Here is a 25631-nt window from a genome sequence, read left to right as displayed (position 1 = left end):
AACCACTTTTTGCACTTCACTCGCGCCGCCCTGCGGCGCTCGTTCAGGCAAAAACGTGGGGAAAAATCGCAGCTCGTTCCTGTCGCGCCGCTTCGCGGCGCGGTAGTCACTCGCTGCGGTTGAACCGGCGCGCTTCGCGCGCCGGATACTTGCCCCTACTCGTCGATTCAAGCGGTAATCGCTGTGGTTCTATCTTTTCTGTTTCCAGTCCTGGTGAGTCACGACGCTGTTTCAGTCCTCGAATGCTGTCACAAGTACACGCCTCGCAAGCAAACCTCAGGGTCAAACCGACACAGCACGTTGACGCGGTATGGACCTGACACGGACCGAAGGACGGCTGTTGTGGACTGGAATGGCGATAGCGGGCGTGCTACATCTCCTTATTCCGGGGGTGTTGCTGTCGCTGGCCAAAGTTGGCTACCGCTGGGTGCTGGCAGTGGAGTTCACGCCACAGAAAGGGGCCCGTCAGCGGGTCAGGCTGCTCGGCGTGGCGAATCTCGTCGTTGCGGCAGTACTGAAACGGATACTCGGCTGAAAGGGGCTACTGCACGGCCGACTCGACATAGTCGACAGCCTCGACGGGCGTCTCAACGTGTTCGATGGCGTCACCGCCGGTCGCGCCGTCGAGGCGGTGGGTTCCCAGACCGGCAACGGGCCGGCCCATGTCGAGTGCGTGGCCGAGTTCCGAGAGCGTCCCGGTGCCGCCGTCGACCGCGATGACGGCCGCGCCGTTCATCACGACGAGGACGTTCCGGGCATTGCCCATCCCGGTCGCGATGGCCGTCTCGACGTAGTCGTTTGCCGCGGCAGTGCGCTCGCCCGGCAAGATGCCGATAGTGTGCCCGCCAGCCTCGCTCGCGCCGCGACAGACCGCTTCCATCACGCCCGTGAGGCCACCGCAGACGACCTCGTGGCCCCGCTCGGCGAGGTGTCGGCCCACCTCTCGCGCCTGTCGATACTGTTCGTCGGTGACTGTCGACCCACCGATGACGGATACACGCATGGCTGGGTTTCGGTGGGAGAACGGAAAAACGACGCCGAATTACAGCTGATCGAGCCAGTCCCGGGCGCGGGACTCGCTGGTCTCGGCGATATCCGCCAGTTCGGTGGCGTCGTACTCGGCGAGGTCCTCGGCGGTCTCGATACCGGCGTCGTGCAGCCGGTCGGCGTAGGTCGGGCCGATGCCGGAGACGGTGGCGAGATCAGCGGGTTCGTCGTCAGCCGCGACATCGCCCTCGGTGTCACCGGTCGCATCAACGTCGATGTCGGTGAGCTCCGACTGGTCCGCCGGGTCGTCTTCAGCCCCGGCGTCGGGGGATTCGACCTCAATGTCGACCTCCTTGCTCTCGTTTCGCTCCGAGTACCACTCGGCGACCTCGGGCCAGAGGTCGGCGTGAGTCGAGGACGACACGGAGAGGCCGATGTGGCCCGTCGAGAACTCGATAGTTCGGGTATCGTCGCTGGCGATGACCTCGTTGAACGGCTTGGAGGCCTCCGGCGGAATGAGGTGGTCGTACTCACCCATGAGCTGGAGGACTGGCATGTCGATGTTGGCCAGGTCGACGTGTTTCCCGTCAAGCTCCAGTTCGTTCTTGTAGAGCTTGTTGTCCTGGTACACGTCTTCGAGGAACTGGACGTATGCCTCGCCGGCCACGTCGATACCGTCGCCGAGCCACATCTCCATGCGGCCGAAGTTCTCGACGAAGCCCTCGTTTTCCATGTTCTCCGCGAAACGGATGTACTTCGTGACGTAGTTCTCGACGGGGTCCATCAGCGCGAAGCCGATGTCGAGCATGTCCGAGGGGACGTTGCCGAACGTGTCGACCACGTCCCTCGGGGAGTAGTACTCCTCGGATCCCCATTCTTCGAGGACGCCGCCCGTGTGGTCGAAACAGAGCCCGGCAGCCATCAGCCCCAGCGCGTTGACCTTCTCCTTGTGGAGCGCGGTGTACATCACCGACATGGTACCGCCCATGCAGTACCCGAGGATGTTGATGGCGTCCTGGCCAGAGCGTTCCCGGACCACGTCGACACAGTTGTCCATATAGCGGTTGACGTAGTCGTCGAGCGTGAGGTGCTGGTCGAGCCGCGAGGGCTCGTTCCAGTCGATGAGGTACACGTCGTGGCCCGCCTCCAGCAGGCGTCGGACGACCGACCGCTCCTCCTGCAAGTCGAGGATGTACGGCCGGTTGATGAGCGCGTAGACGATGAGGATCGGAACGTCCTCTTTGTCCTCCTCCGGAACCTCGATACCGGCCGCCTCGGCGTCGTACTGGAGGAGTTCGAGCTTGTTCTCCTCGTAGACGACATTGCTTGGCGTCTGGCCGACATCGACGGACTCCATCAGCTCCAGCCGGTCGCCGGCGATCTGACTGGTCTCGGCGGCGTCGGTCATGTTCTCCAGTGTCTTGCGCTGCCAGTTGAGCGCGGCCTCGAACGGATTGAATGGGTTGCTGGACATGAGTTACTCTTCTAAGTGTTCGAGAACGCGATCGAGTTTCTGTTCGACCGCGTGCTGGCGGCGCTCCAGTTCGATGAGGCGCTCGCCGATCTCGTCCACGTCATCGCGTGTCGGGAAGCCGAGCTGTTCCAGGGTGTCCTGGCTCAGGTCGTCGGCCTCCTGTTGCATCTCCATCATCGATTCGACGAGCTGGCCGTTGGCGGCCGCGAAGGCCGAGGTACCCATGACGTGTTTGAACGCCTCGTTGGCGGACTGCAGCCAGATGTCACGGAACTCGGCGGGGTCTACGTCCTCACCTTGCGCGGCCTCGGTCGAACGCTCGACCATCTGCTCGGCGGCGTCGATCCACTCCTCGTAGGCGCGGTTGTACCCGTCCATCCCGTCAGCAAGGTCCTCTTCCTTGGGAATCGTGTCCTCGACGGCGTCGGCCCACGACTCAACGAAGGCCGCCTGGGCCTTCATGTTCTGTTCCATCGAGTCGGCGACCGCGTTGTTCATCTCCTCAACCATCTCCGTCCATTCGTCCTGAATGTCGTTTGTATTACTCATAATAGTACCTCGGCGGCGGGCGCACAAAAAAACCGGCTGTCGTTGTTACGCTTCGACGTCGACTGCGTCGGCGGCTTCGGCCTGCACTTCCTCGACCTGCTCCTGAATCTCCTCGACCTGCTCCTGCACTTCTTCGAGCTGCTCGCCGAACTGCTCGGCGGCCTCGACGGACTGGGATTCGAGTTCCTCGTGGGCCTCGACGAGCATGTCGACCTGCTCGTTGACGGCGCTGACGTACTCCGCTGTCATCTCGTCGTAGGTTTCGGCGCCGTCTTCGAGCTCCGTTTCCATGTTGTCGAAGATCTCGGCGTGGTTCTCAAGCAGGAAGTCGAACTGCTCGTCGACGGTCTCGCGGATCTGCTCGACGGTCTCGGTCATGCCGGGCATCGTCGTTGCCATCGCGTCGAGGCAGCTGTGGAACGCGGTCTGCTGGAGCTCGACGCCGCGCCGCTGGGCCGACTCCTGCGTGTCGAGGCTATCGATGACCGCGTTGTTGACGTTCTTCTGGAAGGAAACGCTCTGTTCGAGCGCCTTCTGGCTCTGCTCAATCGTGGAACGCTGCATCTCGAACGCTGTCGTGACGGGGGTTGTGTAGTCTACCATTGGTGTATTACTCGCTGTTGTTGTTAGTGACCGGGAGGACGACGGCTTGGACGATGTCGCCTTCATCGATGCCAAGCGCCTCTCGCTCCGCATCGGGGATGCTGATTCGACCCCCGCTCTGCACGCGGGTCTTGAACGTCGCCATCTGACTCATGGCGCCGAGCTGATTCATATCGAAACTCGGCATGCCACCGTTGGCGAACATCTGTTTCATCAGCTGCTGTTGCTGTTCCATCGCGTTCTCGCTCGCCTGTTGCATCCCCTTGAACATCGGAGGCCACATCAGGCCATCATCCTCGTCGGCCATCGGTCATGTACATGTAGACCCTTCAATAATATAAAACTTCCCCTGAAAACCACTGATTACCATTGAATGGTTTCAAATGGTATGAAGGGCTAAGCGGCGGTAAGGGCAGCGTTGCGCCCTGCAGCACCGATAACTGTAACCCCAAACAGACGCATGACGCCCGTTAGACGGTGTTTACCGACAGCTGAGGCAAAACCAACACCAAGGTTTAATACTCGGACCAATAAACTACCAGAACAGATGAGTTCTGAATCGCACCGGAATCCGCTGTTAGACACATGGACTGAAACATCGTCACATATGTTCAACAGCGTCGTCGCAGCTAACCGGGCAGCGTTCGCCGCGTTCGGCGTCCAGCAGGAGGACGAGAACGGCGTTACGCCCGCAGACCGTATCGAACCGAACGAAGACCTTCCGGAATGGCACGTCTCGATCTCCGAGAACCATCCGGGCCGCCTCGGCGTCGGCGACCACGTCGATTTCACCAAGACAATCTCGGAGAACGACGTACGCCAGTTCGCCGCCGCCAGCGGTGACACGAACCCGCTCCACCTGGACGACGAGTTCGCCGAACAGACCCGCTTCCGCGGCCGAATCGCCCACGGGACACTCGTCGGGAGCCTCATCAGTGCGGCGCTGGCACGACTCCCAGGGCTGACGATCTACCTCTCGCAGGACCTGGAGTTCCATAATCCGGTCCGTATCGGCGACCGCCTCACCGCCGAGTGTGAGATCGTCGAGGACCTCGGCGACGAACAGTACCGGCTGACCACGCGCGTCCTCGCAGACGACGAAGTCGTCATCGACGGTGAAGCGGTCGTCCTCATCGACGACCTGCCGGAATAGCTCAGCAGAACGCTCGCACGGCTCGGTTGAAGCGGTCGGGGTGTTCCCGCGGCGGACAGTGGCCGCAGTCCTCGAATATTTTCAGCGTACTATCAGTGACTATCCCAGCCGCCTGCTCGGACCACCGGCGCGGGAGCAGCGGGTCGACGGCTCCGTGTATCAGCATCGTCGGCACATCTAGCTCGTCTAACCGGTCGGAGTAGTCGGTCCGGAAGCCACACCACCGGAACTCGCTTTGCTGCCAGCGTCGCATCGCCCGGACCGTCTGCCGGTCGACGACGTTGTCGATATCCTCGACCAGTTGCTGGGGCGGCTCACCGGGACCCATACTTCTGAGGCTATTGCGTATCGCCGGCTGGGACGATCCCACGCCCTGCCAGAGCATGTTGCCGAGTATCGGCGTCTGCAAGACGCTACTGGCCGCCGTTCGCCAGTAGGCGTCGGCTCCCAATCCGTAGCTGTCGACTAATACCAGGCGTTCGACGGGGCCGCCGTCGAGCGTGTGGCCGAGCGCGATTGCACCGCCCATCGAAAGCCCCGCCATTGCGGGCTCCTCGATGCCGAGCGCGTCGATGAACTCGGCCACAGTCTCAAGGTAGTAATCGGTCGTGTACGCGCGGTCAGGCTTGTCGCTGTCGCCGTGGCCCGGCAGATCAAGCGCATACACTGTTCGTTCCGGCGCGAGCGCGGGGAGTGCGTGTCGCCACGAGACGGTCGCGGCGTCCAGCCCGATACCGTGGAGGAACACCATCGGCGGCCCCTCGCCACCAGTCCGGTAGTGAATGGTAACGTCCTCGCCGTCGACGGACAGTTCGACGTGTTCGGACGTAATCCCGTTAGTCATCGGCGTTCGTTCGGGACCGGACGCGTATGAGCCTTTGTATCCACTCAGTTACGGCGGCGCTGTAGGGGTACAGTATCTTTGAATCCCGGAAAGCCCCGATTGAAACCAGTAAGTCACTTCGTTATCGGCGATTCACTCAGAGCGCTCGTACGCGCCGTCACGCCGGAGGCGGGCCTGCGCGCGGACGATAGCCGGCGTTCGGCACCGACCCGGTTCGCCGGCGACCTGTGGGACAGTGCAGTTGTTACAGCTCTCACACAGCGCATCCGCGCCGTCGAGCAGGCGCGCGCCGAGCCGCGGCTCGGCGTAGAAGGGGCGGGCCATCCCGACCGCGTCGGCGGCTGGGTCGTCCCCGGCCGCACCGAGATACCGGTCGCAGTCGGCCCGCGTCCGAAGCCCACCTTCCAGCAAGACTGGTACGTCCACACGCTCCCGAACCGCCCGGCAGAAATCGGCGTTCCAGCCCGGATCGTGGTCGAAGCGCCGAGCCTGCAGTCTGTTGAGCAACTGGACGGCGCTCGCTCGCAGCCGGCCGCCGAAGACCGCCGCGTAGTCGTCTTGCAGGTCGCTCGCCGCCCAGGCTCGGTCGGGGAACGCGCCGCGGACGATACTCATGTCCCAGAACGGCGACACCTCGACCGGGACGAGGCCGTCGTAGCCGATGGCCGCCGCCCGTTCGGCGATTGCGATACCGTCGGTTCGGGAGAGATGGCGGCGGACGAACCCCGGCGCAGCGGTTTCGGCCGGAACCTTGGTGACCAGCGACACGTCGCCGGCATGCTCACGGACGGCGTCGTGAATCGCTTCGAGGAACCGAACGCCGTCGCCGAACTCGTCGTCCCGACGGTTGTAGAACGGCGAGAGGAACTGCTGGATCAGGCTCATGTTCGCCGCCGAGAGGTGGATGCCGTCGTAGCCTGCGTCGACCGCGTAGCCGGCACATCGGCCGAACTGCTCGGCGAGGGCCCACACCTCGCTCGTCGAGAGCACGTCCGGCTGCAGCGAAATCAGACCGACCCGGTCAAGCGCACGGAGCTGCCACGGCGGCCGGCTGACGGCGAGCTGGCGCTGGTCCGGGTGCTGTTGGCGGTACTCGGCGTGCCACGTCGCCATGCTCCGGAGACCGCCGTGGGCCAACTGCAGGAAGACCCGACCACCGTGGTCGTGGATCGCCCCGGTGAGCCGTTCGAGGCGCTCGACGAAGGCCGGGTCGTGGACCCGCGTCATGTTCGGCGCGGCACAGCCGCCGCGGTCGGTGACGATGCTTGCCCCCTGAAAGAGGAGACCGACACCGGAGGCTGCCGTCGGCTCGAGTTCGTCGATGAGCGTGTCGACGGCGGCTTCGCCGTTGCCCGCACACTCCAGTACCGGGGCGCGGTACAGCCGGTTTGGTATCTCGACGCCGCCGATCTGCAGCGGCGTCTCCAGCGCGGTCACGGCTGCTCGCGCTCGTCGAACGTCGCCTCGGTACGGCCGCGGTCCTGCGGCGTCGCCTGCTGAATGGCCACCCGGACCTCCGTCGGCGAGTCGAACTCGCCGTCGGTGCTACGCTCGACCGCAGTTGTGAGGTCCGTGGTCGGCCGGTCGGTGCTGCCGTACTCGTCTGCCAGTTCCTCCACGCGGACCGGGTACGCGGCCCCGCCGGTGGTGCGGTCGACCGTCGCCTCGACCCGGCGGGCGCGCTCGCTGGCCCGCTGCCGTGCCGTCCGCTGTGGGTCCATGAGTGGAGTTAGCACGGAGATCGCCAAAATTCTATCGCTACTTCTCGACCGGCAACAGCGCGACGCGCTCCCGGACGGCGTCGGGAAGTCCGCCGGCCGTCGCGGCGAGTTCGATATCGGCCACGTCGAAAAACGACCGGACGCGGTTCTCGTCGTACGCGCCAAGTGTCGACGCGGGCGTGAGGTGGTCACAGACCTCGTCTGCGGCTGCCTCGATAGCCTCATCACCATTATTTCCTTCGTGCGCATCTGCGGATTCAGGGCCGACGACCACCACCGCGACGGGACAGGTCCCCCCGCTGACGCCCATCGTCAGCGCGCGGTTTATCTGGCGGCGGCCGGCCGCGTACAGCAGTATCTCGACGCCGAAGTCCTCAGCGATGGTATCGTCCCGAGCACGCGCCCGAGTTGCCAGTTCGACGGCCAGTTCGAGGTGTTCGCGGTCCACGACGTAGCGGGCGTCGAACGCCTGCACGGTGACGCCGTGGCGGCCGCCAATGGATCCGAGCGTCTCCACGAACACCCCTACGTCGTCGATGTCAACAGTGCCTTCGACGACCTCCATCAGAAGTCACCCAGGCTCGACTGGTCCTCGTTGGCCGCCGCTTCGGCGTCCGTGTCGGTGTCCGCTCCGTCATCAAGGTCGACAGAGACATCCGCTGCGGGTTCGACGCCGTCCATCGACGGGTCCCGGTGGCCGGCGTTCTCCAGCACGTTCTCGGCCGTCTTCCGGCGGCCCCGGAGCGCCGCCAACACGACTGATTTGTCCGCATCCCGGAGTTCGGCGCGGTCGGTGATACCAGCCTGGAACAGCCGCCGGGCGCGCTTGCGGCCGACGCCACGGACGCCGGCCAGGTCGACCAGTTCCTCGCGGACGCCGTGTTCGACGCGGATGCGGGCCTCACTGATGGCCCGCGCGGCGTCCAGATCGACCTCGCTCGCCAGTGATTCCGCGGCCCCGAGCAACCACTGGGCCGTCTCGACTTTCCCGCGGATGTCGCCCGGGCCGACGCCGTATCGCTCCGTGATGGTTGCCTCGTCGACCTCCGTCGCCCAGTCTTCGAGCAGCCGGGCAGTCTTCAGCGCCGAGAGCCAGTCCTCGAAACGGCCCTCCTCGAACTCCGAGGGCGTGGGGCCGAGCAGCTCGTCCTCGCGTTCGAACAGCTCCATCTCGTACTCCTCGCGGTCGCCCGAACGGAGGTACAACTGGTACATGTCCGGCGTGCGCGAGACGAGATGGTAGAGTCCAAGCGCGGAGATATCGTCCGGGTCCGCGTTGGTGTCGTCGCTTCCGTCCGCATCTTCAGCCAGTTCGCTTGCCGTGGTGAAGCCGCTGTCAGCCGGCGGTTCCGCGGGCGTGTCGGCCGGCGACCCGCTCGCCGACGTGCTGTCGCTGACGCCCCGCTCCCAGTCCCGGAGACCGTCGACAATCTCGGCGGCGCTCATCGGGTCCAGGTAGAGCCGCGAGACGGTGTGGCCCAGCGACGTGGCATCCAACTCCCCACCTTCGATTTCTAAGAAGTCGTTGCGCTGCAGATACGTGAGCACGTCGTCGACGACCCGTTCCAGTTGGCCGCTGTCGTCGGTCTGGCTGGCGTACAGCGTCTGTGCGAGGAACTCAAGCAGTCCCTCGCGCGAGCGGGCAAAGCCCGAGGCGACGGTTGCGAGGATGTGGGTCCGCAGGGCCGGCTCGGCGGCCAGTTTCGACCGGACCGGCTCCGGGTCGGCCCAGACGTACCGTTCGAACAGTTCGTCCACTTCGTCGTGGCTAGAGGCGATGAGGACCGCCTCGCCGTAGGGGTCGAGCCCCGGACGGCCGGCCCGCCCCATCATCTGATGGACTTCGAGCACCGACAGCGGGGCCATCCCACCGGCCGAGCCGTCGTAGCGCCGCCAGTCCCGGACGACGACGCGCCGGGAGGGCGTGTTGACGCCAGCCGCGAGCGTCGGCGTCGCACAGACGACCTTCACCAGCCGGTCCCGGAAGGCGTCCTCGACGAGTTCGCGGTGGCCCCGCGAGAGACCGGCGTGGTGGAACGCCGCGCCGTCAGCGACGGCATCGGCGAGGTCGTCGCTCGTCTCCGTGTCACTCACGTCCCGTATTTCCTCGGCGATGTCGGCCAGTTGGCCCCGTTCCTCGTCGGTGAGGTGGGGCCGGACAGTGTTGGCCAGCCGGCCCGCCGCCGCCTCGGCGTTGCGCCGGGAGTTGACGAACACCAGCGTCGACCCGTCGTCTTCCAGCGTATCTCGGACGATGGCCGCCGTCTGCTTCTCGTTGTTCTGCACCGAGAGCCGCTGCTGGCTCCCGTCTTCGAGATGCAGCGCCTGCCCGTAGTGGACCCCCTTCTGGAGGTCGATGGGTCGCCAATCGGAGTCGACGAGCCCCGCGTCGAGCCACGTCGCCAGCGCCTCGGCGTTGCCGATGGTCGCCGACAGCGCGACGGTCTGCAGGTCGGGGTTGAGCCGGCGGAGCTTCGCCAGCGTCACCTCCAACGTCGGCCCCCGTTCGCCGTCGTCGACGAGGTGGACCTCGTCGGTGACGACGCAGGTGAGGTCCTCGATCCAGGGGGCGTCATTGCGGACCAGCGAGTCAACCTTCTCGCTGGTCGCGACGACGATGTCCTTGTCGGCGAGCCAGCCGCCCTCGGATTCGTAGTTGCCCGTCGAGACGCCGATGTCGAGGCCGTACTGTTCGAACTCCTCGAAGTCGGCCTGCTTCTCGCTGGCCAGCGCCCGCAGCGGGACGATGTACAGCGCCTTGCCACCGCGAGCGACCGAGGAGAGCATCGCTAGCTCGGCGATGAGCGTCTTTCCGCTCGCCGTCGGGATCGACGCGACCAGGTTTTCCCCCTCCGTGACGCCGGCCTCGACGGCCTCGGCCTGGGGTGGATACAGCTCTTCGATGCCATCGTCGTGCAGGTGGTCCGGTAGCCAGTCGGGCACGCCTGGCAGGTCCGCAACGTCCATTACACCCCGATTGGGTCCTGGCCTGATTTAAACTGTCGCACTGCACCGGTCTCGACGCGCGTCGAGCGCCGAGGGGAACGCCTTTGCCCGCGAGCGGCCAACACCGGGTATGCGAGTCGAATACGACTACGACACCTGTATCGGGATGTTCCAGTGTGTCGCCGAGTGGGACGCCTTCGAGCGCGACGAGGACGCCGGCAAGGCGGTGCTGGCCGACAGCGAGGAACAGGAAGAGGACCTGTTCGTCCGGGAGGTTCCCGACGACGCCGAACTGGACGCGAAGTTCGCGGCCCGGTCCTGTCCGGTCGACGCGATAACCATCTACGACGACGACGGCGAGCAGCTCATCCCCTGATTATGCCTTCGACGGTCGCTTCGAGGACGACGGTTCCGGCGGCGTCACCGTCGCGCGAGTTCGCAGCAGTCATATCGGTCTGACCAGTTTCAGCACTGTGACTGACGCGCCGAACGGTCACATCGCCGACGATATCCACGCCGCCGTCCGCCCGCGGGTCGACGCTCGCCACCGTCAGTTCGCAAACCAGCCGCTCGCCGGTGTACACCGGGCGCTGGAACCGGAGGTCCATCCGCGAGGCGAGCACTTCGAGATCACCGCCGATACTGGTTAGCAGTGAGGCAGTGAGCAACCCCTGGACCATCCGCCGCCCCTCTGCGTTGGGCTCCGTGTGCCGGGCCTGGTCATCGCCGGAGAGGGCGGCGAACTGGTCCACGTCTTCGGGCCGGAACGTCCGTGTCTCGGTGAACGTCTCGCCGACTTCGACGGGAGGCATGTGCAGGGCTGTCGGCGCTCCGGGAGAAAAAGCCACGCCCTCGTCCCGAAACCAACAGGGGGCTGGGACCCCGAGACCAGCGCGATGTCGACTGGTGGGCCCCTCCGCCGCCTTCTGACCGCGTTCCCCGCATTGCTGGCCAGTGCAGGGCTGGTCGATCGCGAGAAGGCGACGGCCGCGACCGACCTCGCCGCGCCGGTGATGGTCACGGGCGGCCTCCGCATCCTGCTGCGCCTCGCCGACTTCCTGATGGTCGGCCTGGCGCTCGGTGACGCGGCCATCGCCGGCCTCGAACTCGGCTTCCAGTACTACTTCGTCGGGTTCGGACTCTCGCTGGCAGTCTCCTCCGGGACGATCAGCGTCGTCTCGCGGCTGCAGGGGGCCGACCAGCCAGAGCGGGCGAACCTCGCCGTCAAGCAGTCGCTGTGGATCGCACTGCTCATCTCCGTCCCGCTGTCGGCGATCTGCTGGCGCTATCCGGAGCTACTCGTCGGGATTCTCACGGACGACCCGGCGACCATCCGCCTCGGCGCGACGTATCTCGCCATCGTCATGTTATCGCTGGCCCCGCGGTTCTGGAGCATGGTCGCCGCCCGGGCGCTCGCGGGCAGTGCCGACACCCGAACGCCGATGTACGTCCGCCTACTCACGCTACCGACGAACGTCGCGCTCAACGCCGTCCTTATCTTCGGGGTCGGCCCGTTCCCCGAACTCGGCATCGCCGGCGCGGCGTGGGGCACGGCCATCGCGAACACGCTCGCGGCGGCCATCTTCCTCGGACTGCTGCTGTCCGGGCGGTACGTCGTCACGCTCCGGCCTGGCGGGACGCAGTTCAGCGCCGGCCTCATGCGCGAGATCGTCCGCGTCGCCCTGCCACTGTCCGGGATGCGACTGCTTCAGACGTTCGCCCGCTTCCCGTTCCTGTTTATTCTGGGCGTGCTGGGGACGCCGACGCTCGCGGCCTACGCCATCGGCCGCCGGGTGATGCTGCTCGCGCTGATGCCGGCGTGGGGCTATGCGACCGCCGCGTCAACGCTGGTCGGGCAGTCCCTGGGGGCCGGTGACGAAGGGGAAGCGACCGCCTACGGCTGGCAGACGCTTCGCATTGCGCTCGCCGTCCAGCTCGTCGCGGCGGTCCTCCTCGTGGCCTTCGCCCGCCCCATCGTCGCCCTGTTCGGGACCGCCTACCCTGACCTGGCGGCAGCGTTCGTCCGCGTGTTCGGCCTGCTCGTCGCCGGCTTCTCCATCTCCCGGACGATGCGGGGGAGCCTACGGGGCGCTGGCGACACCCGCTGGCCGCTGTACGGCACATTTCTGGGCGGCTACTGCTACCGGCTTCCGGTGGCTGCCCTCGCCCTCCCGTCGTCGTTCGTCGTGACACTTCCCGTTCTCGACATCGCCGTCTCGCCGGGCCTCGGGCTCGGCTTGCCGGCCATCTTCGCCGCGCTCGTCGGCGATTTCTACCTGAAGGCCGCGGTCAACGCGGGCCGGTTCTGGTCCGGTGGCTGGCGCGACGTGGCCAGGCGGTCGGACGTGGGTGCGGCCGACGACTGACGCCGACCGCTATCGGCCACACCGACTCGCTGTCGGTTGCCTCACTCGACCTGTGCGACGGCTTCGACCTCGACGACGGCCTCGGGTGTCGCCAGTCCGCTCACCTCGACCATCGTCGCAACGGGGCGCACGTCGTCGAAGAACTCGCTGTGGGCCTCGCCGACCCGTTCCTGGTCGTCGATGTCAGTGACGTACATCCGGGTCTGGACCACGTCCTCGATAGCGGCGTCGAGAGAGGTGAGTGCGTCCGCGACGATACTGAAGGCGTGTTTCGTCTGTTCGTAGGGGTCGCCCGGTGCGACGACCTCGCCGTCGTCATCGGTGGCGATGGTGCCGGCGACGCGGACGGTGTCACCCGCACGTATCGCCCGAGAGTAGCCGACCTGCTGTTCCCAAGACGTACCCGTCGAGACGCGTTCGCGGCGCATACCTGGCGGTCGAAGCGGGACCGGAAAGTCGTTTCTCAAGCTTTAATGTCCGGCCCGAGAGACCCATTGACATGAGCAAGGCCACGAAAATCGTCCTCGGAACAATCGGCGTGTCAGCACTGCTGTCGATCGGCATCGTCATCAACCTCGTCCTGTTCTCGGCGTAGATGTTCACCGAGCGTTCACTGTCCGGCGACCTGCCGGCAGTACGTGAGGGCTACGCCCCGGAGACGCTCGTACTGAACTGTGACCGCGACTTCGAGACGCTCGACCCCGCAGTCGCCGAAGAGTTGCTGCTGGTGACCGACAGTTTAGACCAGATTTCCTACGACGGCGCGTGGCTGCCGACGACGGCCCCGGAGGTGCTCCAGCAGTACATCGGGAGCGACCTCACCATCGGGATGCCGGGCGACGGCGGCGTCGCCTGGACGCGCCAGACGGTCCCGCCCTGCGTATTCGTCAAGCCGCGATTGGAGACCTCGCCGGACGACTTCGTCTCGTTTCTCATCGCCGAGGCGCTGGTCGAGGTCAGCCTCGACGAGCCCGAGCATTTCCTTGGCTTTTTCCGCGACCAGTACCCGGCCTTCGTGCGTGCGACCGAGGACCACCTCGACGCCAACGCCCGGTATCAGCTCGCAGCGGCGATGTACACGGCGTATCTGGGACTGCAAACTCGCGCGGAGTTCGCCGGCTGGGCCGACGACTTCCCGGATCTGTACGCGGCGTGGGACGACGCCGGCGAGCGTCTCCAGCCCCGCCTCGACGACCTCCCGAGCGAGATCGCACAGGGCCAGACGGAGTTCGCTGCGGCCGCTGAACTGGCCTGTAGCGGCATCAAGCACGGACTCGACTTGCCCGCGCCCTTCGACGCGCTCGACACCGACGCCTATCTGGACCACGGCGCTGACTATGCCGTCCAGTGGACCGAGACGACCTTTGAAAAGATGGAGTGACTCGGTTCCGCTTCGATGGGCCGGGAAATACGATTTAATACGTTGTACTACAGCCGCTCCAGCACCGCGTCAGCGTCGTAGTTGAGCGTCAGCTCCCGCGAGCGGCCCCGGCCCTCGACATTGGTGTAGTCGGCGTCGATGATGTCGAGCTGGTCGAGCTTGTTGATGATTTCGGAGTACCGGGTGTAGCCCAGATCCGTCTGCTCGGAGAAGGCGTCGTAGATGTCGCCGGCCTGCTGGCCGTCGTGGGCGGCGATGACCTCCACGAGCGCGGTTTCCGAGTCCGACAGCTCCTGCAACCGCCGGGAGAGGTGGACGTATTTGGACTTGTCGTAGGCTTCCGCTACGTCCTCGGGTTCGACCGAGCGTGAGGCGCGCATCTCGGCGTTCATCCCGGCCCGGCGCAGGAGGTCGATGCCGACCCGGAGGTCGCCGCCCTGCTCCTCAGTCAGTTCAGCGACGCGGTCAAGCACCGTGGGACCGACGACGCCCTCGTTGAACCCCCGCTCGACACGCTCGCTGAGGATGTCCGCGATTTCGGCCTGGCCGTAGGTGTTGAAATACACCTCTTCGGGGCGAAACACCGACTGAACGCGCGTATCGAGCGCGTCGATAACGTCCAGTTCGAGGTCCGAGGAGACGCAGATGACGCCGATTTTCGCGCCCGAATGGGCCTCGTGGGCGCGCAGCAGCGAGTACAGCGTGTCGCTGGCCTCGCTCTCGTAGAACAGGTAGTTCACGTCGTCGAGGGCGACGACGAGCACCTCGTCTTCCTCGACCAGCTTGTCGGTGATCTGGGAGAACAGCTTCTTAAAGGATATTCCCGAGGACGGCGGCTCATAGTCAAATATCTCGGCAAAGAGGCGCGAAAAGACGGCATAGCGCGTCGAGTCCATCTGGCAGTTCACCCGGACCGTTTTCACGTCCGTCTGGGCGGTGAGTTCGTCGAAGAGGATCTGGACGGCCGTCGTCTTCCCCGTCCCGGGCGGCCCGCGGGCGATGACGTTGAGCGGGCGCGACCCGCGGACGGCCGGCCGAAGCGCGTACTTCAGCGTCTCCATCTGGGTGTCCCGGTGTTTGAACGTCTCCGGGAGCCAGTCGATCTCGAAGACGTGTTCGTCCCGAAAGACGGACTCGTCCCAGCCGAGCATCCGGTCCTCGGGGTCGTCGCTCATCACTTTCACCGAGCTTCGCGGCGCACTTAACCATTTGCCACAGGTTCACGAGCAGTGACAGGTGTGCGAGGGACCGTCGCTACTCGAACTTTCCGAGCAAGTCGCTGTAGAAGCCATCCTCGTCGCCCTGTCCATCGTCGGCGAGCTTCTCGACGATGAGCTCCGGCGTCGAGCGGGCGAGCTTTCCCTTGACCGGAGAACGCTCGACGCGCAGTTCGCCGTCTTCCAGCCCCTTCGCTTCGATACCGTCGATACTAATCGCTGTCTCGGCGGCCTCGCGGATATCGCGTGCGAGGTGGGAGACGAAAATCGCCGTGGCCTGCCGTTCGCCCAGGGCTTCGAGGATGCCGGCCATGATTTTCGCGCTGGCCCCCGGCTCGGTTATCGATTCGAGTTCGTCGACCAGCACCATCACCGGGCGGTCGTCGGTCCCGGCCGCTGGGCCGTCGCCGTCTGCGGTCCCATCGCCATCAGCTTCCACTCCCTCTCCGTCCGCCTCTACCGCTGCCGACCGGTGGTCAACATCGGCGACCAGGTCGCCGAACTCCCGGAGCGTGGCCTCGAACGCGCCGGCGTCGAGCGTCCCCTGCGTCTTGGCGTGGTAGTGAAGTTCGGAAATTCGGCCGACACGGGCCGACGCCGCCGGGACGGGCAGGCCCATGTGGGCAAGCGTCGTCACCAGCGCCACGAGGTCCAGCGTCGACGTTTTGCCACCGCTGTTGACCCCGGAAAGGACAGTCACGCCCTCGACGGCGTAATCGACGGGCTCGACGGCTTCGAAGGGCACGTCGAGCAGTGGCGAGCGCCCGCCTTCGATAGCGACACCTTCGGACTCGGTAATGTCCGGCATCGTGCAGTCGAAATCGGCGGCGAAGCGGGCAATCGCCAGCTCAACGTCGAGTTCCAGCGCCGCGTCGACCAGCGCAGCGGCGTCGTCGCGCATCTCGGCGAGGTCGTCAGCCAGTTCCCGCTTCCGGCGGGTCGCGCGCTGGTCGCGCGCAGCAGTCAGTTCCTCGCGGAGGCGCGCAACGACATCCTCGCTGTGTTCGACCGGATAGGCCGGGTCGTCGGGGAACGCCCGTCGCGCCGTCGCCTCCATGTCCCGGAGTGCCAGCGCGTCGACGAGGTGGTCGCGGGCCTTCTCGACGGCGGCGGCGTACTCGTCGGCCAGTTCGCGCTGGAGCAGCGAGTCCACGCCCGCGCCGCGCTCGACCAGTGACAGCAGGTCCGTCCCCTCGATGGTCACGTCCTGCTCCTCGATGGCCTCCCGGAGGTGGTCGTTAGCGACGCTTTCAGCCGTGGAGACCGCCGCGTCGAGGTCGTCGACAGCGGTGGCGAGGCGGTCGAGCTCCTCGTCGCCGCTGACGCTGCCGTCCGCGTCAAGCTGGTCCAGCGCCGACAGGAGCGTCTCCAGGTCACACGGCGCGTCGAGGTCGGCGACGCGGTGGACCTCGGCAGCGGCCCGTATCCGGTCGCGGTTGCGGGCGAAGAACGTGAGCACGCGTTCTGGCACGACCGATTCGGGCTCCTCCAGCGCGGTCGGTTCGACCCGCACGTCGCCCTCGATATCGACACCGGCGAAGGCCTCGTCCAGTGCGACGACCGTCGAGTACGAGCGAGCGAGTTCGGCCAGCTGGCGGGCGTCGTCGACGACTTCGACGCTGACCTCCGGGATCGCGGCCTGTGCATCGGCGTAGCGCTCGGCGTCACGGGTCGCCAGACAGCGGTCCCGGACTCGCACGTCGCCGGGTTCGGAAAGCGGTTCGACGGCCGACAGGGCGTCGAGAACGGCCGGGTCGGGCTCGCGAGCCATCGCCGACTCGGCGAAGGCCCGGACTTCCTCGATGCGGCTCCGGACGCCGCTGGGATAGATCGTCTCCAGTCGCTTCGCGGCGTAGTCGGTCACCGTCCGGTCGGTCAGCAGCGCCAGTGCGTCCTCGTGGATCTCCCCGGCGCGTTTCGTCGCGGTGAACCCGCCCGGATCGTCGTGTTCGGCCCGGATCGCGCCGCGAGCGATGCGGGCGGCTCGGCCCTCGCTGATGCCCGGTGCGCGTGCGAGCGACGCCACGTCGCCGTCCCGGAGTGCCGCCTCCGGGTCGTCTAGTTCCCGGAGCGCCGCGGCTGTCTTTGCCCCGACGCCCGGAACCGATTCGAGCTCCATCTGCCCGCTCATTCGACGCCAGCGAGAAAAAACCCGTCGCCCAAGCCGGACGCGACCATCAGTTCACTGCCGTCGGAGAAGCCCCAGCCGAACACCGAACGCGAAGGCGTTTTTGCGCTCCACCGAGAAGGGAGTCCTATGTCTGCTGTTTCGGAGAAGCTAGCGGCCGCCCGCGAAGACCTCGAATCGCGAGACGGCGTGCTGATCGCCTTCTCCGGTGGTGTGGATTCGAGTGTCGTCGCCGCGCTGGCCCACGACGCCCTCGGCGACGACGCCATCGCCTGTACCGCCAAGTCCGAGACGCTGCCCGCCGCTGAACTGGAGGACGCTACCCGCGTCGCCGAGGAGATCGGCATCCGACACGAGATTGTGGAGTTCTCCGAACTCGATAGTCAGGAGTTCATCGAGAACGACGACATGCGGTGTTACCACTGCCGGTCGATGCGGCTGGGCGCGATGTACGACCGTGCCCGCGAACTCGGCATCGACGTGGTGTGTGACGGGACGAACGCCTCCGACGTTGGCGAGGGCCACCGTCCCGGCCTGCGCGCCGTCGAGGAACTGGACGCCTACTCCCCGCTGCTGGAACACGACATCGAAAAGGCAGAGGTCCGCGAGATCGCCCGCGAGTACGACCTCTCGGTCGCCGACAAGCCCTCGATGGCGTGTCTCTCCTCGCGGATTCCGACCGGGCTGGAGGTCACGGAGGAACGCCTCTCCCGCGTCGAGAAGGCCGAGCGCCTCCTGCGGACGTGGGGCTTCGAGCAGTTCCGCGTGCGCGACCACGACGGCCTCGCCCGCATCGAGGTCGGCGAGGCAGAACTCGAAACCGCGCTGGACCCGGACTTCGTTCGGACCGCCCGCGACCACATCGAGGACTGTGGCTTCGACCATGTGACGCTGGACCTCCACGGATACGAGACCGGCAGTGTGAGTCCCGAAACCGAGGAGCCAGGCGAAGAAGAAACAGAAGACGTGGTCGAGAGCGTCTTCGACGCCGACTACCCGTCCGTCGACTGACGGCGCTATCTTCTCTGACGAGTACGTCAGTCAGCCATCGCTTCTTCGCTGGACGATCAGGCACGCAAAGTAGCGCTTTCGTTGTGATAGGAAGTGTGAGATAAAGTATAAGTGTGGTGGTACAGTCGGAACAAATATAGACCGCAGTGGGCCGCGGTTGGGGCTAGGTTCAGTGATATGCGCGGCCAGCCTTCGAAACACGGCAGGAATACCACGCTATGTATGGGATTTGATCTGTTACTCGATTCGGCGCTTCTCGTACTCGGTGTCTTTTCGTTGTTGGCCATTCCGGTAGTTCTCGCGCAATCAACCGAAAACACGGAATCCGAGTCCAAGTTAGAACGTGTCGCACCGCTGCTTCTCAGCCTCTCGTACGTACTCTCGAAGCTCGTTCCGGGTCGGTTCATTACAGTATCCCCGGGCGTGGAGAGCGCTGTCGGGACGCTAACACTTGTGCTCATTGTCATCAGTCTCTATTTTATGTTCGTCAAATAGCCAGCGCCACAGCGCGGCGACAACCCGCAGTCGCTCGTACTTCAGGGTTCACCGGCGAGAGTACGGCGATTTGTCGTATCGCATCAAGCAACAGTAAGCGCTCAGTCAAGCAGCGCCTGCCAGCCGGTCAGTTCCTCGCCGACCAGTTCCGGTTCGTCGCCGTCGAGCCGTATCTCGTTGACGGCGCAGTTCGGCTGTGAGTCCTCGGCCAGCGCCGCGTCGGGGTCTCTGTCCGTGAGCTTCGCCAGCAGGACCTTGATGACGCCGCCGTGGGTGACCACCAGCGTCGTCTCACCGGCGTCGGTGGCCGCAATCGCCCGGTCCCATCCCGACGCGACCCGCTGGCGGAAGGTCGGAATACCCTCGCCGCCTTCCGGGGCCGCATCGAGCGAGATGACGCTCGCATCCCGGTCGTGGTCAGGAAATTCATCGAGCAGTTCCTCGGCGTACAGACCCTGTACGGTGCCGAAGCCGCGCTCGCGCCAGTCGGTATCGAACTCTGGGTCGGGCAGGCCGCCGTAGCCGTCGTCGGCCGCGGCGGCCGTCTCGCGGGTCCGCCGGAGGTCCGAGGCGAAAACGCGGTCAACGGCGTAGCGGTCGTCGAGCCAGTCCCCGAGCGCCGTGGCCTGGTCGTGGCCCTGGTCGGTCAGCCGGCTCGGAGCCCATCCCTGAATGCGCCCGTCGCGGTTCCAGGTCGTCTGGCCGTGCCGGGCGACGAGCAGCGTCGTCACGTCTCCGCCTCCGCCTCGCGTCGCCAGCGCCCGACGGCGATGGTTCCCTCATAGAGGAGGATGAGGCCGGCGGCGACGGCGATGGCAGCGTTTCGCGGGAGGCTGAACTGGTTCACGAGGCGGAACAGCGTCGGGTCGGGGCTGCCGAGGTAGCCGACGACGATGGCGACGGCCCAGACGGGGAGGCGGGCGGCCCGGAAGCCGCGCCAGAGCCTGACCGAGCCGTAGTAGTTCTTGTTCACGTAGGCCAGCGCCTCGAACAGGACGATCATGCCGCCCCCGACCAGCATCGGCGTGGCGTTGCCGAGGCCGACAGCCGCGAGCGTCTCGGTGACAGCCGCCGGAAGTTGCTCGTAGTAGCCCGTCGGCACCGGCGCGGGGCTGAGGACGTAGCCGGCGAGGGCGAAGACCAGCCACGCGGCCGGACGGCGGGCGGCGAGGTCATCGGCCGTCGGGACCGGGGAGGTGCTGCCGGTCCAGCGGAGGAGCAGCAAGGTGCCCTCGAACAGCCCGATCATCGTCACGGCGACCATGAGCGGGGCCATTCCGGTCGGGTCCGGACTGAACAGGAACGCCACCGCGGCGAACCCACCCCAGAAGTACAGCCGCCGGTCCTGGAGCCACTGGCGGGTGGTCACACCCATCATGACCGCGAGCATCACGAACAGCGGGATCTGGAAGATAAGCGCGAACAGCCCGAGCATCAGGATGATGAGGTTGAACGTCTCGCTGAGGCCGAAGGCCAGGTCGGCCGCGCGGTCGGAGTAGGTGATGAAATAATCGAACATCGCCCGCAGCACGGCGAAGTACGCGAAGCCGACGCCGACGGCTGCAAGCACCAGGCTCGTCGGCACCGCGGCCAGGTAGTAGCGCCGCTCGCGGGGGTACAGCCCCGGTCGCATGAACAGGTACGTCTGGTAGACGAACACCGGCAAGGCAGCGATAAATCCGACTAGCGAGGACACCTTCAGCCGCGCCAGAATCAGCGCGAGCGGGTTGTACACGTTCGGACAGTCCGCGCCCTCGACGACGTTGCCCTCAGCATTCGTCGCGACCTGGCCGCAAGCTTCAGCAGGGCCATCGAGGAACGAGTACCACAGGAAGTTGATGAGTTCATCGGAGTACGGCAGCGCGATAACGGCAATGACGGCCATCACGCCGACGACGACGAACAGCCGCATCGCCATCTCCTCGACGTGGTCGGCCAGGGGCATCTCCTCGTCGTCGGGCGCGCCCTCGTGGAGCACGTCGTCGTCCTGGTCGTAGCTCGACGGGGCCGACCCGCCGCCGGTCGTCGGCGCGGCACCGCCGGCACCGGCCGGTGACGGCGTCGACTTACCCCAGTCAGTCGGAACGTCCGCCGGGACAGCGGCGGCGATATCCGACGCGTCCCGGTCGAACAGCCCGGCGCTGGATTCGGAATCGATCGGTGCAACGTGAGAGCCGACAGTGTCCTCGTCGCCGCCGGCCGGCGCGGGGGCGGGACCGGTTACCGCCTCGGTCTCCCGGTTGGCATCGGCCTCGGCCACAGGATCGGTTTTGGGCGGTGAATCGTCGGCGTCGATATCTGCATCGCCAGGTTCACCGTCTGTACCGTCAGGTGTGGACGTGTCGTCATCGTTCATAGCGTCCTGCGAATCCGCGGATGACTCGGACTCGTCGTCGGACGGTAGCACCGGCTCTTCGGGCCTGCGACGCTCGTCGTCCGCGTCACCGTCCTCCATCTGTCCCGGGCTTAGACGGTGGGTGTTGTAAACTTTCTTTTCGAGCAGTCGCCGTCATCGGGATGAATAAATTGATAACGCCCACTGGGCTAGGCACAGAGAAGATGGCGAGTGCTATCGACGAGGACACCGTCCAGACGGTCCAGAGCGGGCGCGCCACGCTCGGCGCACTGCTCCGTTCGGCACAGGTGCACCTTCAGAAGGTGTTCATCGTCTTCGTCATCGGGATGATCGGCACGATCATGGCGCTGCAGTACGGCGTCTGGGACACGCTGCGGCAGGATCTGCTGTACTCCCAGATGGACCTCACCACGCAGGAGGCCACGAGCATCGTCGCAGTGACGCCGTTCGATGTGATCCTTCTGCAGGTGAAAATCGGCGCAGTCATCGGGATTCTCATGGCCCTGCCGCTGCTGATCTACTTCGGCCGCGACGGCCTCCGCCAGCGCGGCTGGTGGCCCGCCGAACACATCCCGGCCTGGAAGGGCGGGCTGTTCGTCACGATAAGCCTGGCGCTGTTTTTCGGCGGCGTCGCCTACGCCTACGAGCTGTTCTTCCCGCTGATGTTCAATTTCCTGGCCGGCGACGCGTTCAAGGCCGGCTTCGTCCCGCAGTACTCCATCGTCAAGTGGTTCCAGTTCGTCTTCCTGCTGGCCGTCTCCTTCGGGCTCGCCGCCCAGTTGCCGCTCGTGATGACAGTGCTTTCCTACACCGAAATCGTCCCCTACGAGACGTTCCGGGACAGGTGGCGCTACGCGGTGATGGGTATTTTCGCCTTCGGCGCGCTGTTCTCGCCGCCGGACCCCTTCACCCAGATCATGTGGGCCGCGCCGCTGTGTGGCCTCTACGGTATCAGTCTCGCGCTGGCGAAACTCGCCATGCTGATTCGCCGCTCCGGCGACCTCGTCAGCACGCGAGCCGTCGCCCGCGAGCACTGGAACACGGTTCTCGGCGGCGCGGTCCTCGGTGGCGGCGTCGTATACTACTTCTTCGCGACCGAGGCGTTCCAGTACATCCAGCGGGGCGCCGAGTTGTTCCCTTCCGACCGCCTCACCGGCGACATCCAGCCGCCAGCGCTGTTCGGGCTCCCCGTCGAAAGCACGGCACTGCTTCTCGCCGCCGTGTTCGGTGTCATCGGTGCTGTTGTCGTCCTCTACTACCACGTCCTGACCACGCTCTCGGAGCAGGCCGGTCCCGGCCAGGTCGGTGACCCGTCGGCCATCGATATCGGCGAACTCAACGCCTCTGCGGTGGAGGTCGCTCCGCCGGAAGTGTTCGAGGAGATGGCCGAACACGAGGCCTTAGCCCACGCCGACACCGCCCTAGCGAACGACGACAAGGAGAAAGCGCAGGCCGTCCTCAACCGCTGGGACATGGCCCACGAGGACGACGCGGAGGGCGAGGCCGAAGCCGGCGACAGCGCGGACGGCGCTGCCGAGGGAGAGCCTGAGGAGGACTCGGGCGTGTTCACCTCGACGACCGCCGGCATGGTCGACGCCTTCACCGAGGACGAGACCACCGAGGACGAGATCGGCGGCTACTACTACGACATCCAGTTCATCCTCAGCGCGCTGGCTTCCCGTGCGTTCGTGATTCTGGGCATCTTCGGCGCGGTGCTGGCCGCCGCGTTCCTGTTCCTCTACCAGGGCGGCATCGGTGCAATTCAGCGGACGTTCGTCAGCCGGCTCCCGCCGGAGATGGCCGCCGACGTGAGCATCGTCACGCTCCACCCCGTCGAGCACCTGGTGTTCATCGTCAAGTTCTCCACGATCATCGGGGCCGTCTCTGTCATCCCTGTGGTGCTGTACTTCGCGTGGCCGGCGATGCGCGAGCGCGGCCTCGTCATCGGCAACCGCAACATCCTGGGCGTCTGGGGCGGGACGTTGTTCGCCGCGCTCATCGGCGGGAGCCTGCTCGGGTTCCTCTACGTGGCCCCGATGACGATCTCCTGGATCGCCTACGACCAGCTGAACTCGAACATGGTCATCGCCTACCGGGTGAGCAAGTTCGGCTGGCTCGTGTTCTTCCTCACCATCGGGATCGGCCTGCTGGCGGAGATCCCGGTGACGATGTTCCTGTTCCACAAGGGCGGCATCATCCCGTTCCGCCTGATGTACGAGCGCTGGCGGGAGGTCGTCATCGGCATCGTCGCCCTCTCGGCGATTCTCTCGCCCAGCGGCATCTTCACGATGTTCCTCGTCGGCATCCCGACCGCGTTGGCGTACATGCTCGGCCTCGGCATTCTCTGGGTGTACACCCTCGGCGGTCGGCGGACGACGAACCGCCGTAGCGAGCCGGCTGACTGACAGTCACTCGCTCTCGCCACAGCGAATCCGCTGGCCCACGTGGCAGACGGGTATTCTTATACGACTCCCCGAGTACGCTACGGATATGCCCAAGATAAGCGTCGAAGTCCCGGCCGAACTGCTGAACGACCTCGACGAGCACGTCGGCGAAGACGGGAAGTTCGTCAACCGGAGCGAGGCCATCCGCGCCTCGGTGCGGAAGACGCTCGATATCCTCGACGACATCGACGAACGCCAGGGAAGACTCGACGATGAGCGGTGAGCGCTCCGAAGCAGTCCGCGTCGGTCTCGTCGCGCTGTTCGTGACGGCGCTGGTCACCTCACAAGTGACCGCCTCGAAGCTGCTCGCGTTCTCACTGTCGTTTTCGCTCCCGCTGGCTGGGTCGACGCTCGTCTTGCCGGGGGCCGCGCTGGCGTACGCGCTGACGTTCTTCGCCTCCGACTGCTACGCCGAGCTGTACGGCCGCCGGGCCGCGACGGTCGTCGTCAACGTCGGCTTCGCGATGAACTTCGTCCTGCTGGCGCTGATCTGGAGCACGATTCTCGCACCTGGCCTGCCACAGGCAGCACAGACCATCGATCTCGAATCCTTCCGGAACGTCCTCGGGGCCAGTACGGCCATCGTCGTCGCCAGCCTGTCGGCCTACGTCGTCAGCCAGAACTGGGACGTGTTCGTCTTCCACTGGCTCCGGGAGCGAACGGACGGCGAGAAGCTCTGGCTCCGTAACATCGGGTCGACGGCCTCCAGCCAGCTCATCGACACGGTCATCTTCGTCGGCGTCGGCTTCGTCCTGTTCCAGGGCATGCCGCCGAGCGAGGCGCTGGGGCTCATCGTCGGCCAGTACCTGCTGAAGCTCACCATCGCCGTCGTCGATACGCCCTTTGTCTACGCCGTGGTCGGGTTCGCCCGGCGCAACGATGTCGCCCCGGCTCCGGCGCGAGCGGACTGAGAAGAACTGACAGCGGCTTATTCAACCGGCTCGGCGAAGGCGTACCGCGGCTTCACGTCGTCGATGCGGACTTCGACTGTGTCGCCGTCCTCGACGCCGCTGACGAACACGGTGAAGTTCTCGACCTTGGCGATGCCGTCGCCCTCCTCGCCCATGTCGTCGATGGTGACCTCGACGACATCGCCCTCACGGACCGGCGCTGTCAGTCGGTGTTTGGCGACCAGATACAGCTCCGAGGAGGAGTCCCGGGAGGCGTCGGGGCGAACCTCGCGGACGTACTCGAACTCCGGTTCGATATCGGCGATGAGGTCGTCGAGGTCCTTCCCGTCGAACACCTTCGCACAGAAGTCCCCACCGGCGTCGAGCAACTCCGTCGCCACTTCGAAAGCCTGCCGGACCAGATGGACCGACCGGGCGTGGTCGAGGTCGTACTGGCCGGTCATGTTCGGAGCCATGTCTGAGATGACTACGTCGACCGGGCCGCCGCTGCCGTCGCCCTCGCCGACGATCTCGCGGATTTCGGCTTTCGTGCTGTCCTCGGTCATGTCGCCGCGAACGTACTCGACGGTCGGTTCGGGGTCCTCCAGGTCGTCGATAGTCTGGCGGTCGACGCCGACGAGCGTCCCGCGCTCGCCGATGCGCTCGGCGGCGACCTGCATCCAGCCGCCGGGTGCGGCCCCGAGGTCGACGACGGTACGGCCCTCACCGAGGAGGCCGGCCGTGTCATCCAGTTGCTGGAGCTTGTAGGCCGACCGGGCGCGGTAGCCCTCCTGCTTTGCTCTGTTGTAGTAGTCGTCTTTGCCCGACATGGTTACCTCACACCGCGTGCGTCTTCAGTGCCGAACTCTGGCGAAATCGTAGTCATAGTATCACGGAGGCGGTCAGCGCTGAAATGGATGCCGACTCGGGTTTTCCGGGAGAGCCTATGACCGTCAGGCCGAACACGTTCAGTGGCGTTCTTACCGCATAAGAACACGTCTCAGGGGCTGAGATTTCACAGCCCAGTATATACCGATCACGCGCCGAGTCCCATCTGTAGGGAGTG

27 protein-coding genes are annotated in these 25631 nt (G+C 65.7%); 10 read left to right on the top strand and 17 right to left on the bottom strand.

Features of this window, described 5'->3' with window-relative positions:
• Window positions 1-310: 310 nt before the first annotated feature.
• Window positions 311-535 carry a hypothetical protein gene (locus NDI54_RS03420; RefSeq protein ID WP_310895069.1) on the top strand — a complete coding sequence of 75 codons (225 nt, stop codon included), beginning with the start codon at window positions 311-313 and terminating at the stop codon, window positions 533-535.
• 6 nt (window positions 536-541) lie between these two features.
• Here the strand turns inward: NDI54_RS03420 and NDI54_RS03415 are convergent, their stop codons facing one another.
• The 5 genes from NDI54_RS03415 to NDI54_RS03395 are packed head-to-tail and all read right to left on the bottom strand — an operon-like array spanning window position 542 to window position 3920.
• On the bottom strand, window positions 542-1003 hold the full coding sequence (locus NDI54_RS03415; RefSeq protein WP_310895068.1) for a TIGR00725 family protein: 462 nt from the start codon (window positions 1001-1003) through the stop codon (window positions 542-544).
• A 39-nt stretch (window positions 1004-1042) separates the two neighbouring features.
• Window positions 1043-2461 (bottom strand): poly(3-hydroxyalkanoate) polymerase subunit PhaC, encoded by a 1419-nt coding sequence (phaC, locus tag NDI54_RS03410; protein WP_310895067.1) that lies wholly within the window; start codon window positions 2459-2461, stop codon window positions 1043-1045.
• A 3-nt stretch (window positions 2462-2464) separates the two neighbouring features.
• Complete coding sequence (locus NDI54_RS03405) at window positions 2465-3010, bottom strand: poly(R)-hydroxyalkanoic acid synthase subunit PhaE (RefSeq protein ID WP_310895066.1); 546 nt, start codon at window positions 3008-3010, stop codon at window positions 2465-2467.
• 45 nt (window positions 3011-3055) lie between these two features.
• On the bottom strand, window positions 3056-3613 hold the full coding sequence (locus tag NDI54_RS03400) for a hypothetical protein (RefSeq protein ID WP_310895065.1): 558 nt from the start codon (window positions 3611-3613) through the stop codon (window positions 3056-3058).
• A 7-nt stretch (window positions 3614-3620) separates the two neighbouring features.
• The gene (locus NDI54_RS03395; RefSeq protein WP_004590068.1) at window positions 3621-3920 is read right to left on the bottom strand and encodes an AbrB/MazE/SpoVT family DNA-binding domain-containing protein; all 300 of its coding nucleotides are present in this window, start codon (window positions 3918-3920) and stop codon (window positions 3621-3623) included.
• A 300-nt stretch (window positions 3921-4220) separates the two neighbouring features.
• On the opposite strand from NDI54_RS03395, the gene NDI54_RS03390 reads away from it, so the two are divergent.
• Window positions 4221-4766, top strand: a complete 546-nt coding sequence (locus NDI54_RS03390; protein ID WP_310895147.1) for a MaoC family dehydratase — start codon at window positions 4221-4223, stop codon at window positions 4764-4766.
• Between the two features lies 1 nt (window position 4767).
• Here the strand turns inward: NDI54_RS03390 and NDI54_RS03385 are convergent, their stop codons facing one another.
• From NDI54_RS03385 to NDI54_RS03365, 5 genes are all read right to left on the bottom strand, one after another.
• Entirely contained in the window at window positions 4768-5610 is an 843-nt protein-coding gene (locus NDI54_RS03385) for an alpha/beta fold hydrolase (protein ID WP_310895064.1), read from the bottom strand.
• Between the two features lie 132 nt (window positions 5611-5742).
• Window positions 5743-7047, bottom strand: coding sequence for an oxidoreductase (locus NDI54_RS03380; RefSeq protein WP_310895063.1), 1305 nt, complete (start codon window positions 7045-7047; stop codon window positions 5743-5745).
• Window positions 7044-7331, bottom strand: a complete 288-nt coding sequence (locus tag NDI54_RS03375; RefSeq protein ID WP_310895062.1) for a hypothetical protein — start codon at window positions 7329-7331, stop codon at window positions 7044-7046. Before NDI54_RS03375 ends, NDI54_RS03380 begins: the two co-directional genes overlap by 4 nt.
• A gap of 37 nt (window positions 7332-7368) precedes the next feature.
• Window positions 7369-7896, bottom strand: coding sequence for a KEOPS complex subunit Cgi121 (gene cgi121, locus NDI54_RS03370; RefSeq protein WP_310895061.1), 528 nt, complete (start codon window positions 7894-7896; stop codon window positions 7369-7371).
• Window positions 7896-10298: an ATP-dependent DNA helicase gene (locus tag NDI54_RS03365; RefSeq protein WP_310895060.1), complete on the bottom strand. Its 2403-nt coding sequence runs from the start codon at window positions 10296-10298 to the stop codon at window positions 7896-7898. Before NDI54_RS03365 ends, cgi121 begins: the two co-directional genes overlap by 1 nt.
• Before the next feature lie 109 nt (window positions 10299-10407).
• Between NDI54_RS03365 and NDI54_RS03360 the strand changes: the two genes are divergently transcribed.
• Complete coding sequence (locus NDI54_RS03360) at window positions 10408-10653, top strand: ferredoxin (RefSeq protein ID WP_310895059.1); 246 nt, start codon at window positions 10408-10410, stop codon at window positions 10651-10653.
• On the opposite strand, the gene NDI54_RS03355 is transcribed toward NDI54_RS03360, so the two are convergent.
• Window positions 10643-11089: a MaoC/PaaZ C-terminal domain-containing protein gene (locus NDI54_RS03355; protein WP_310895058.1), complete on the bottom strand. Its 447-nt coding sequence runs from the start codon at window positions 11087-11089 to the stop codon at window positions 10643-10645. The genes NDI54_RS03360 and NDI54_RS03355 overlap by 11 nt on opposite strands.
• A gap of 84 nt (window positions 11090-11173) precedes the next feature.
• On the opposite strand from NDI54_RS03355, the gene NDI54_RS03350 reads away from it, so the two are divergent.
• Window positions 11174-12643, top strand: a complete 1470-nt coding sequence (locus NDI54_RS03350) for an MATE family efflux transporter (RefSeq protein WP_310895057.1) — start codon at window positions 11174-11176, stop codon at window positions 12641-12643.
• Window positions 12644-12684: 41 nt separating this feature from the next.
• Here NDI54_RS03350 and NDI54_RS03345 read toward each other — a convergent pair whose 3' ends face one another.
• Window positions 12685-13071, bottom strand: a complete 387-nt coding sequence (locus NDI54_RS03345; protein ID WP_310895056.1) for a RidA family protein — start codon at window positions 13069-13071, stop codon at window positions 12685-12687.
• Between the two features lie 71 nt (window positions 13072-13142).
• Here NDI54_RS03345 and NDI54_RS21520 point away from each other — a divergent pair, with 71 nt between their 5' ends.
• Window positions 13143-13238, top strand: coding sequence for a hypothetical protein (locus NDI54_RS21520; RefSeq protein ID WP_008306998.1), 96 nt, complete (start codon window positions 13143-13145; stop codon window positions 13236-13238).
• Window positions 13239-14024, top strand: a complete 786-nt coding sequence (locus tag NDI54_RS03340; RefSeq protein ID WP_310895055.1) for a DUF7089 family protein — start codon at window positions 13239-13241, stop codon at window positions 14022-14024.
• A 47-nt stretch (window positions 14025-14071) separates the two neighbouring features.
• Here the strand turns inward: NDI54_RS03340 and NDI54_RS03335 are convergent, their stop codons facing one another.
• Both NDI54_RS03335 and NDI54_RS03330 read right to left on the bottom strand, forming a co-directional pair.
• Window positions 14072-15199 carry an ORC1-type DNA replication protein gene (locus tag NDI54_RS03335; RefSeq protein WP_310895054.1) on the bottom strand — a complete coding sequence of 376 codons (1128 nt, stop codon included), beginning with the start codon at window positions 15197-15199 and terminating at the stop codon, window positions 14072-14074.
• 79 nt (window positions 15200-15278) lie between these two features.
• Entirely contained in the window at window positions 15279-17360 is a 2082-nt protein-coding gene (locus NDI54_RS03330; RefSeq protein WP_310895053.1) for a helix-hairpin-helix domain-containing protein, read from the bottom strand.
• Window positions 17361-17498: 138 nt separating this feature from the next.
• Here NDI54_RS03330 and larE point away from each other — a divergent pair, with 138 nt between their 5' ends.
• Window positions 17499-18380 carry an ATP-dependent sacrificial sulfur transferase LarE gene (gene larE / locus NDI54_RS03325; protein WP_310895052.1) on the top strand — a complete coding sequence of 294 codons (882 nt, stop codon included), beginning with the start codon at window positions 17499-17501 and terminating at the stop codon, window positions 18378-18380.
• A gap of 596 nt (window positions 18381-18976) precedes the next feature.
• Here the strand turns inward: larE and NDI54_RS03320 are convergent.
• Both NDI54_RS03320 and NDI54_RS03315 read right to left on the bottom strand, forming a co-directional pair.
• Window positions 18977-19606: a histidine phosphatase family protein gene (locus NDI54_RS03320; protein WP_310895051.1), complete on the bottom strand. Its 630-nt coding sequence runs from the start codon at window positions 19604-19606 to the stop codon at window positions 18977-18979.
• On the bottom strand, window positions 19603-21330 hold the full coding sequence (locus NDI54_RS03315) for a twin-arginine translocase subunit TatC (protein WP_310895050.1): 1728 nt from the start codon (window positions 21328-21330) through the stop codon (window positions 19603-19605). Before NDI54_RS03315 ends, NDI54_RS03320 begins: the two co-directional genes overlap by 4 nt.
• Window positions 21331-21434: 104 nt before the next feature.
• Between NDI54_RS03315 and NDI54_RS03310 the strand changes: the two genes are divergently transcribed.
• The 3 genes from NDI54_RS03310 (at window position 21435) to NDI54_RS03300 (ending at window position 24586) form a co-directional block, all read left to right on the top strand.
• The gene (locus tag NDI54_RS03310; protein ID WP_310895049.1) at window positions 21435-23636 is read left to right on the top strand and encodes a twin-arginine translocase subunit TatC; all 2202 of its coding nucleotides are present in this window, start codon (window positions 21435-21437) and stop codon (window positions 23634-23636) included.
• An 85-nt stretch (window positions 23637-23721) separates the two neighbouring features.
• Window positions 23722-23898, top strand: coding sequence for a ribbon-helix-helix domain-containing protein (locus NDI54_RS03305; RefSeq protein ID WP_310895048.1), 177 nt, complete (start codon window positions 23722-23724; stop codon window positions 23896-23898).
• A complete protein-coding gene (locus NDI54_RS03300; protein WP_310895047.1) occupies window positions 23888-24586 on the top strand; it encodes a queuosine precursor transporter in 699 nt (232 codons plus the stop codon). Before NDI54_RS03305 ends, NDI54_RS03300 begins: the two co-directional genes overlap by 11 nt.
• Window positions 24587-24603: 17 nt before the next feature.
• Here the strand turns inward: NDI54_RS03300 and NDI54_RS03295 are convergent, their stop codons facing one another.
• Window positions 24604-25395, bottom strand: a complete 792-nt coding sequence (locus NDI54_RS03295) for a 23S rRNA (uridine(2552)-2'-O)-methyltransferase (RefSeq protein WP_310895046.1) — start codon at window positions 25393-25395, stop codon at window positions 24604-24606.
• Between the last annotated feature and the right edge of the window lie 236 nt (window positions 25396-25631).

The organism is Haloarcula terrestris (assembly GCF_031624315.1).
GTDB classification, from domain to species: Archaea; Halobacteriota; Halobacteria; order Halobacteriales; family Haloarculaceae; genus Haloarcula; species Haloarcula terrestris.
The sequence above is the reverse complement of the archived record's forward strand: the minus strand, read 5'-3'. Positions and strand labels throughout refer to the sequence as shown.

Excerpts from the sequence above, each read along its gene's own strand:
- NDI54_RS03420 (WP_310895069.1), top strand. The coding sequence starts at position 311 with ATGGACCTGACACGGACCGAAGGACGGCTGTTGTGGACTGGAATGGCG.
- NDI54_RS03415 (WP_310895068.1), bottom strand. The coding sequence starts at position 1,003 with ATGCGTGTATCCGTCATCGGTGGGTCGACAGTCACCGACGAACAGTAT.
- phaC (WP_310895067.1), bottom strand. The coding sequence starts at position 2,461 with ATGTCCAGCAACCCATTCAATCCGTTCGAGGCCGCGCTCAACTGGCAG.
- NDI54_RS03405 (WP_310895066.1), bottom strand. The coding sequence starts at position 3,010 with ATGAGTAATACAAACGACATTCAGGACGAATGGACGGAGATGGTTGAG.
- NDI54_RS03400 (WP_310895065.1), bottom strand. The coding sequence starts at position 3,613 with ATGGTAGACTACACAACCCCCGTCACGACAGCGTTCGAGATGCAGCGT.
- NDI54_RS03395 (WP_004590068.1), bottom strand. The coding sequence starts at position 3,920 with ATGGCCGACGAGGATGATGGCCTGATGTGGCCTCCGATGTTCAAGGGG.
- NDI54_RS03390 (WP_310895147.1), top strand. The coding sequence starts at position 4,221 with ATGTTCAACAGCGTCGTCGCAGCTAACCGGGCAGCGTTCGCCGCGTTC.
- NDI54_RS03385 (WP_310895064.1), bottom strand. The coding sequence starts at position 5,610 with ATGACTAACGGGATTACGTCCGAACACGTCGAACTGTCCGTCGACGGC.
- NDI54_RS03375 (WP_310895062.1), bottom strand. The coding sequence starts at position 7,331 with ATGGACCCACAGCGGACGGCACGGCAGCGGGCCAGCGAGCGCGCCCGC.
- cgi121 (WP_310895061.1), bottom strand. The coding sequence starts at position 7,896 with ATGGAGGTCGTCGAAGGCACTGTTGACATCGACGACGTAGGGGTGTTC.
- NDI54_RS03365 (WP_310895060.1), bottom strand. The coding sequence starts at position 10,298 with ATGGACGTTGCGGACCTGCCAGGCGTGCCCGACTGGCTACCGGACCAC.
- NDI54_RS03360 (WP_310895059.1), top strand. The coding sequence starts at position 10,408 with ATGCGAGTCGAATACGACTACGACACCTGTATCGGGATGTTCCAGTGT.
- NDI54_RS03355 (WP_310895058.1), bottom strand. The coding sequence starts at position 11,089 with ATGCCTCCCGTCGAAGTCGGCGAGACGTTCACCGAGACACGGACGTTC.
- NDI54_RS03350 (WP_310895057.1), top strand. The coding sequence starts at position 11,174 with ATGTCGACTGGTGGGCCCCTCCGCCGCCTTCTGACCGCGTTCCCCGCA.
- NDI54_RS03345 (WP_310895056.1), bottom strand. The coding sequence starts at position 13,071 with ATGCGCCGCGAACGCGTCTCGACGGGTACGTCTTGGGAACAGCAGGTC.
- NDI54_RS21520 (WP_008306998.1), top strand. The coding sequence starts at position 13,143 with ATGAGCAAGGCCACGAAAATCGTCCTCGGAACAATCGGCGTGTCAGCA.
- NDI54_RS03340 (WP_310895055.1), top strand. The coding sequence starts at position 13,239 with ATGTTCACCGAGCGTTCACTGTCCGGCGACCTGCCGGCAGTACGTGAG.
- NDI54_RS03335 (WP_310895054.1), bottom strand. The coding sequence starts at position 15,199 with ATGAGCGACGACCCCGAGGACCGGATGCTCGGCTGGGACGAGTCCGTC.
- NDI54_RS03330 (WP_310895053.1), bottom strand. The coding sequence starts at position 17,360 with ATGGAGCTCGAATCGGTTCCGGGCGTCGGGGCAAAGACAGCCGCGGCG.
- larE (WP_310895052.1), top strand. The coding sequence starts at position 17,499 with ATGTCTGCTGTTTCGGAGAAGCTAGCGGCCGCCCGCGAAGACCTCGAA.
- NDI54_RS03315 (WP_310895050.1), bottom strand. The coding sequence starts at position 21,330 with ATGGAGGACGGTGACGCGGACGACGAGCGTCGCAGGCCCGAAGAGCCG.
- NDI54_RS03310 (WP_310895049.1), top strand. The coding sequence starts at position 21,435 with ATGGCGAGTGCTATCGACGAGGACACCGTCCAGACGGTCCAGAGCGGG.
- NDI54_RS03305 (WP_310895048.1), top strand. The coding sequence starts at position 23,722 with ATGCCCAAGATAAGCGTCGAAGTCCCGGCCGAACTGCTGAACGACCTC.
- NDI54_RS03300 (WP_310895047.1), top strand. The coding sequence starts at position 23,888 with ATGAGCGGTGAGCGCTCCGAAGCAGTCCGCGTCGGTCTCGTCGCGCTG.
- NDI54_RS03295 (WP_310895046.1), bottom strand. The coding sequence starts at position 25,395 with ATGTCGGGCAAAGACGACTACTACAACAGAGCAAAGCAGGAGGGCTAC.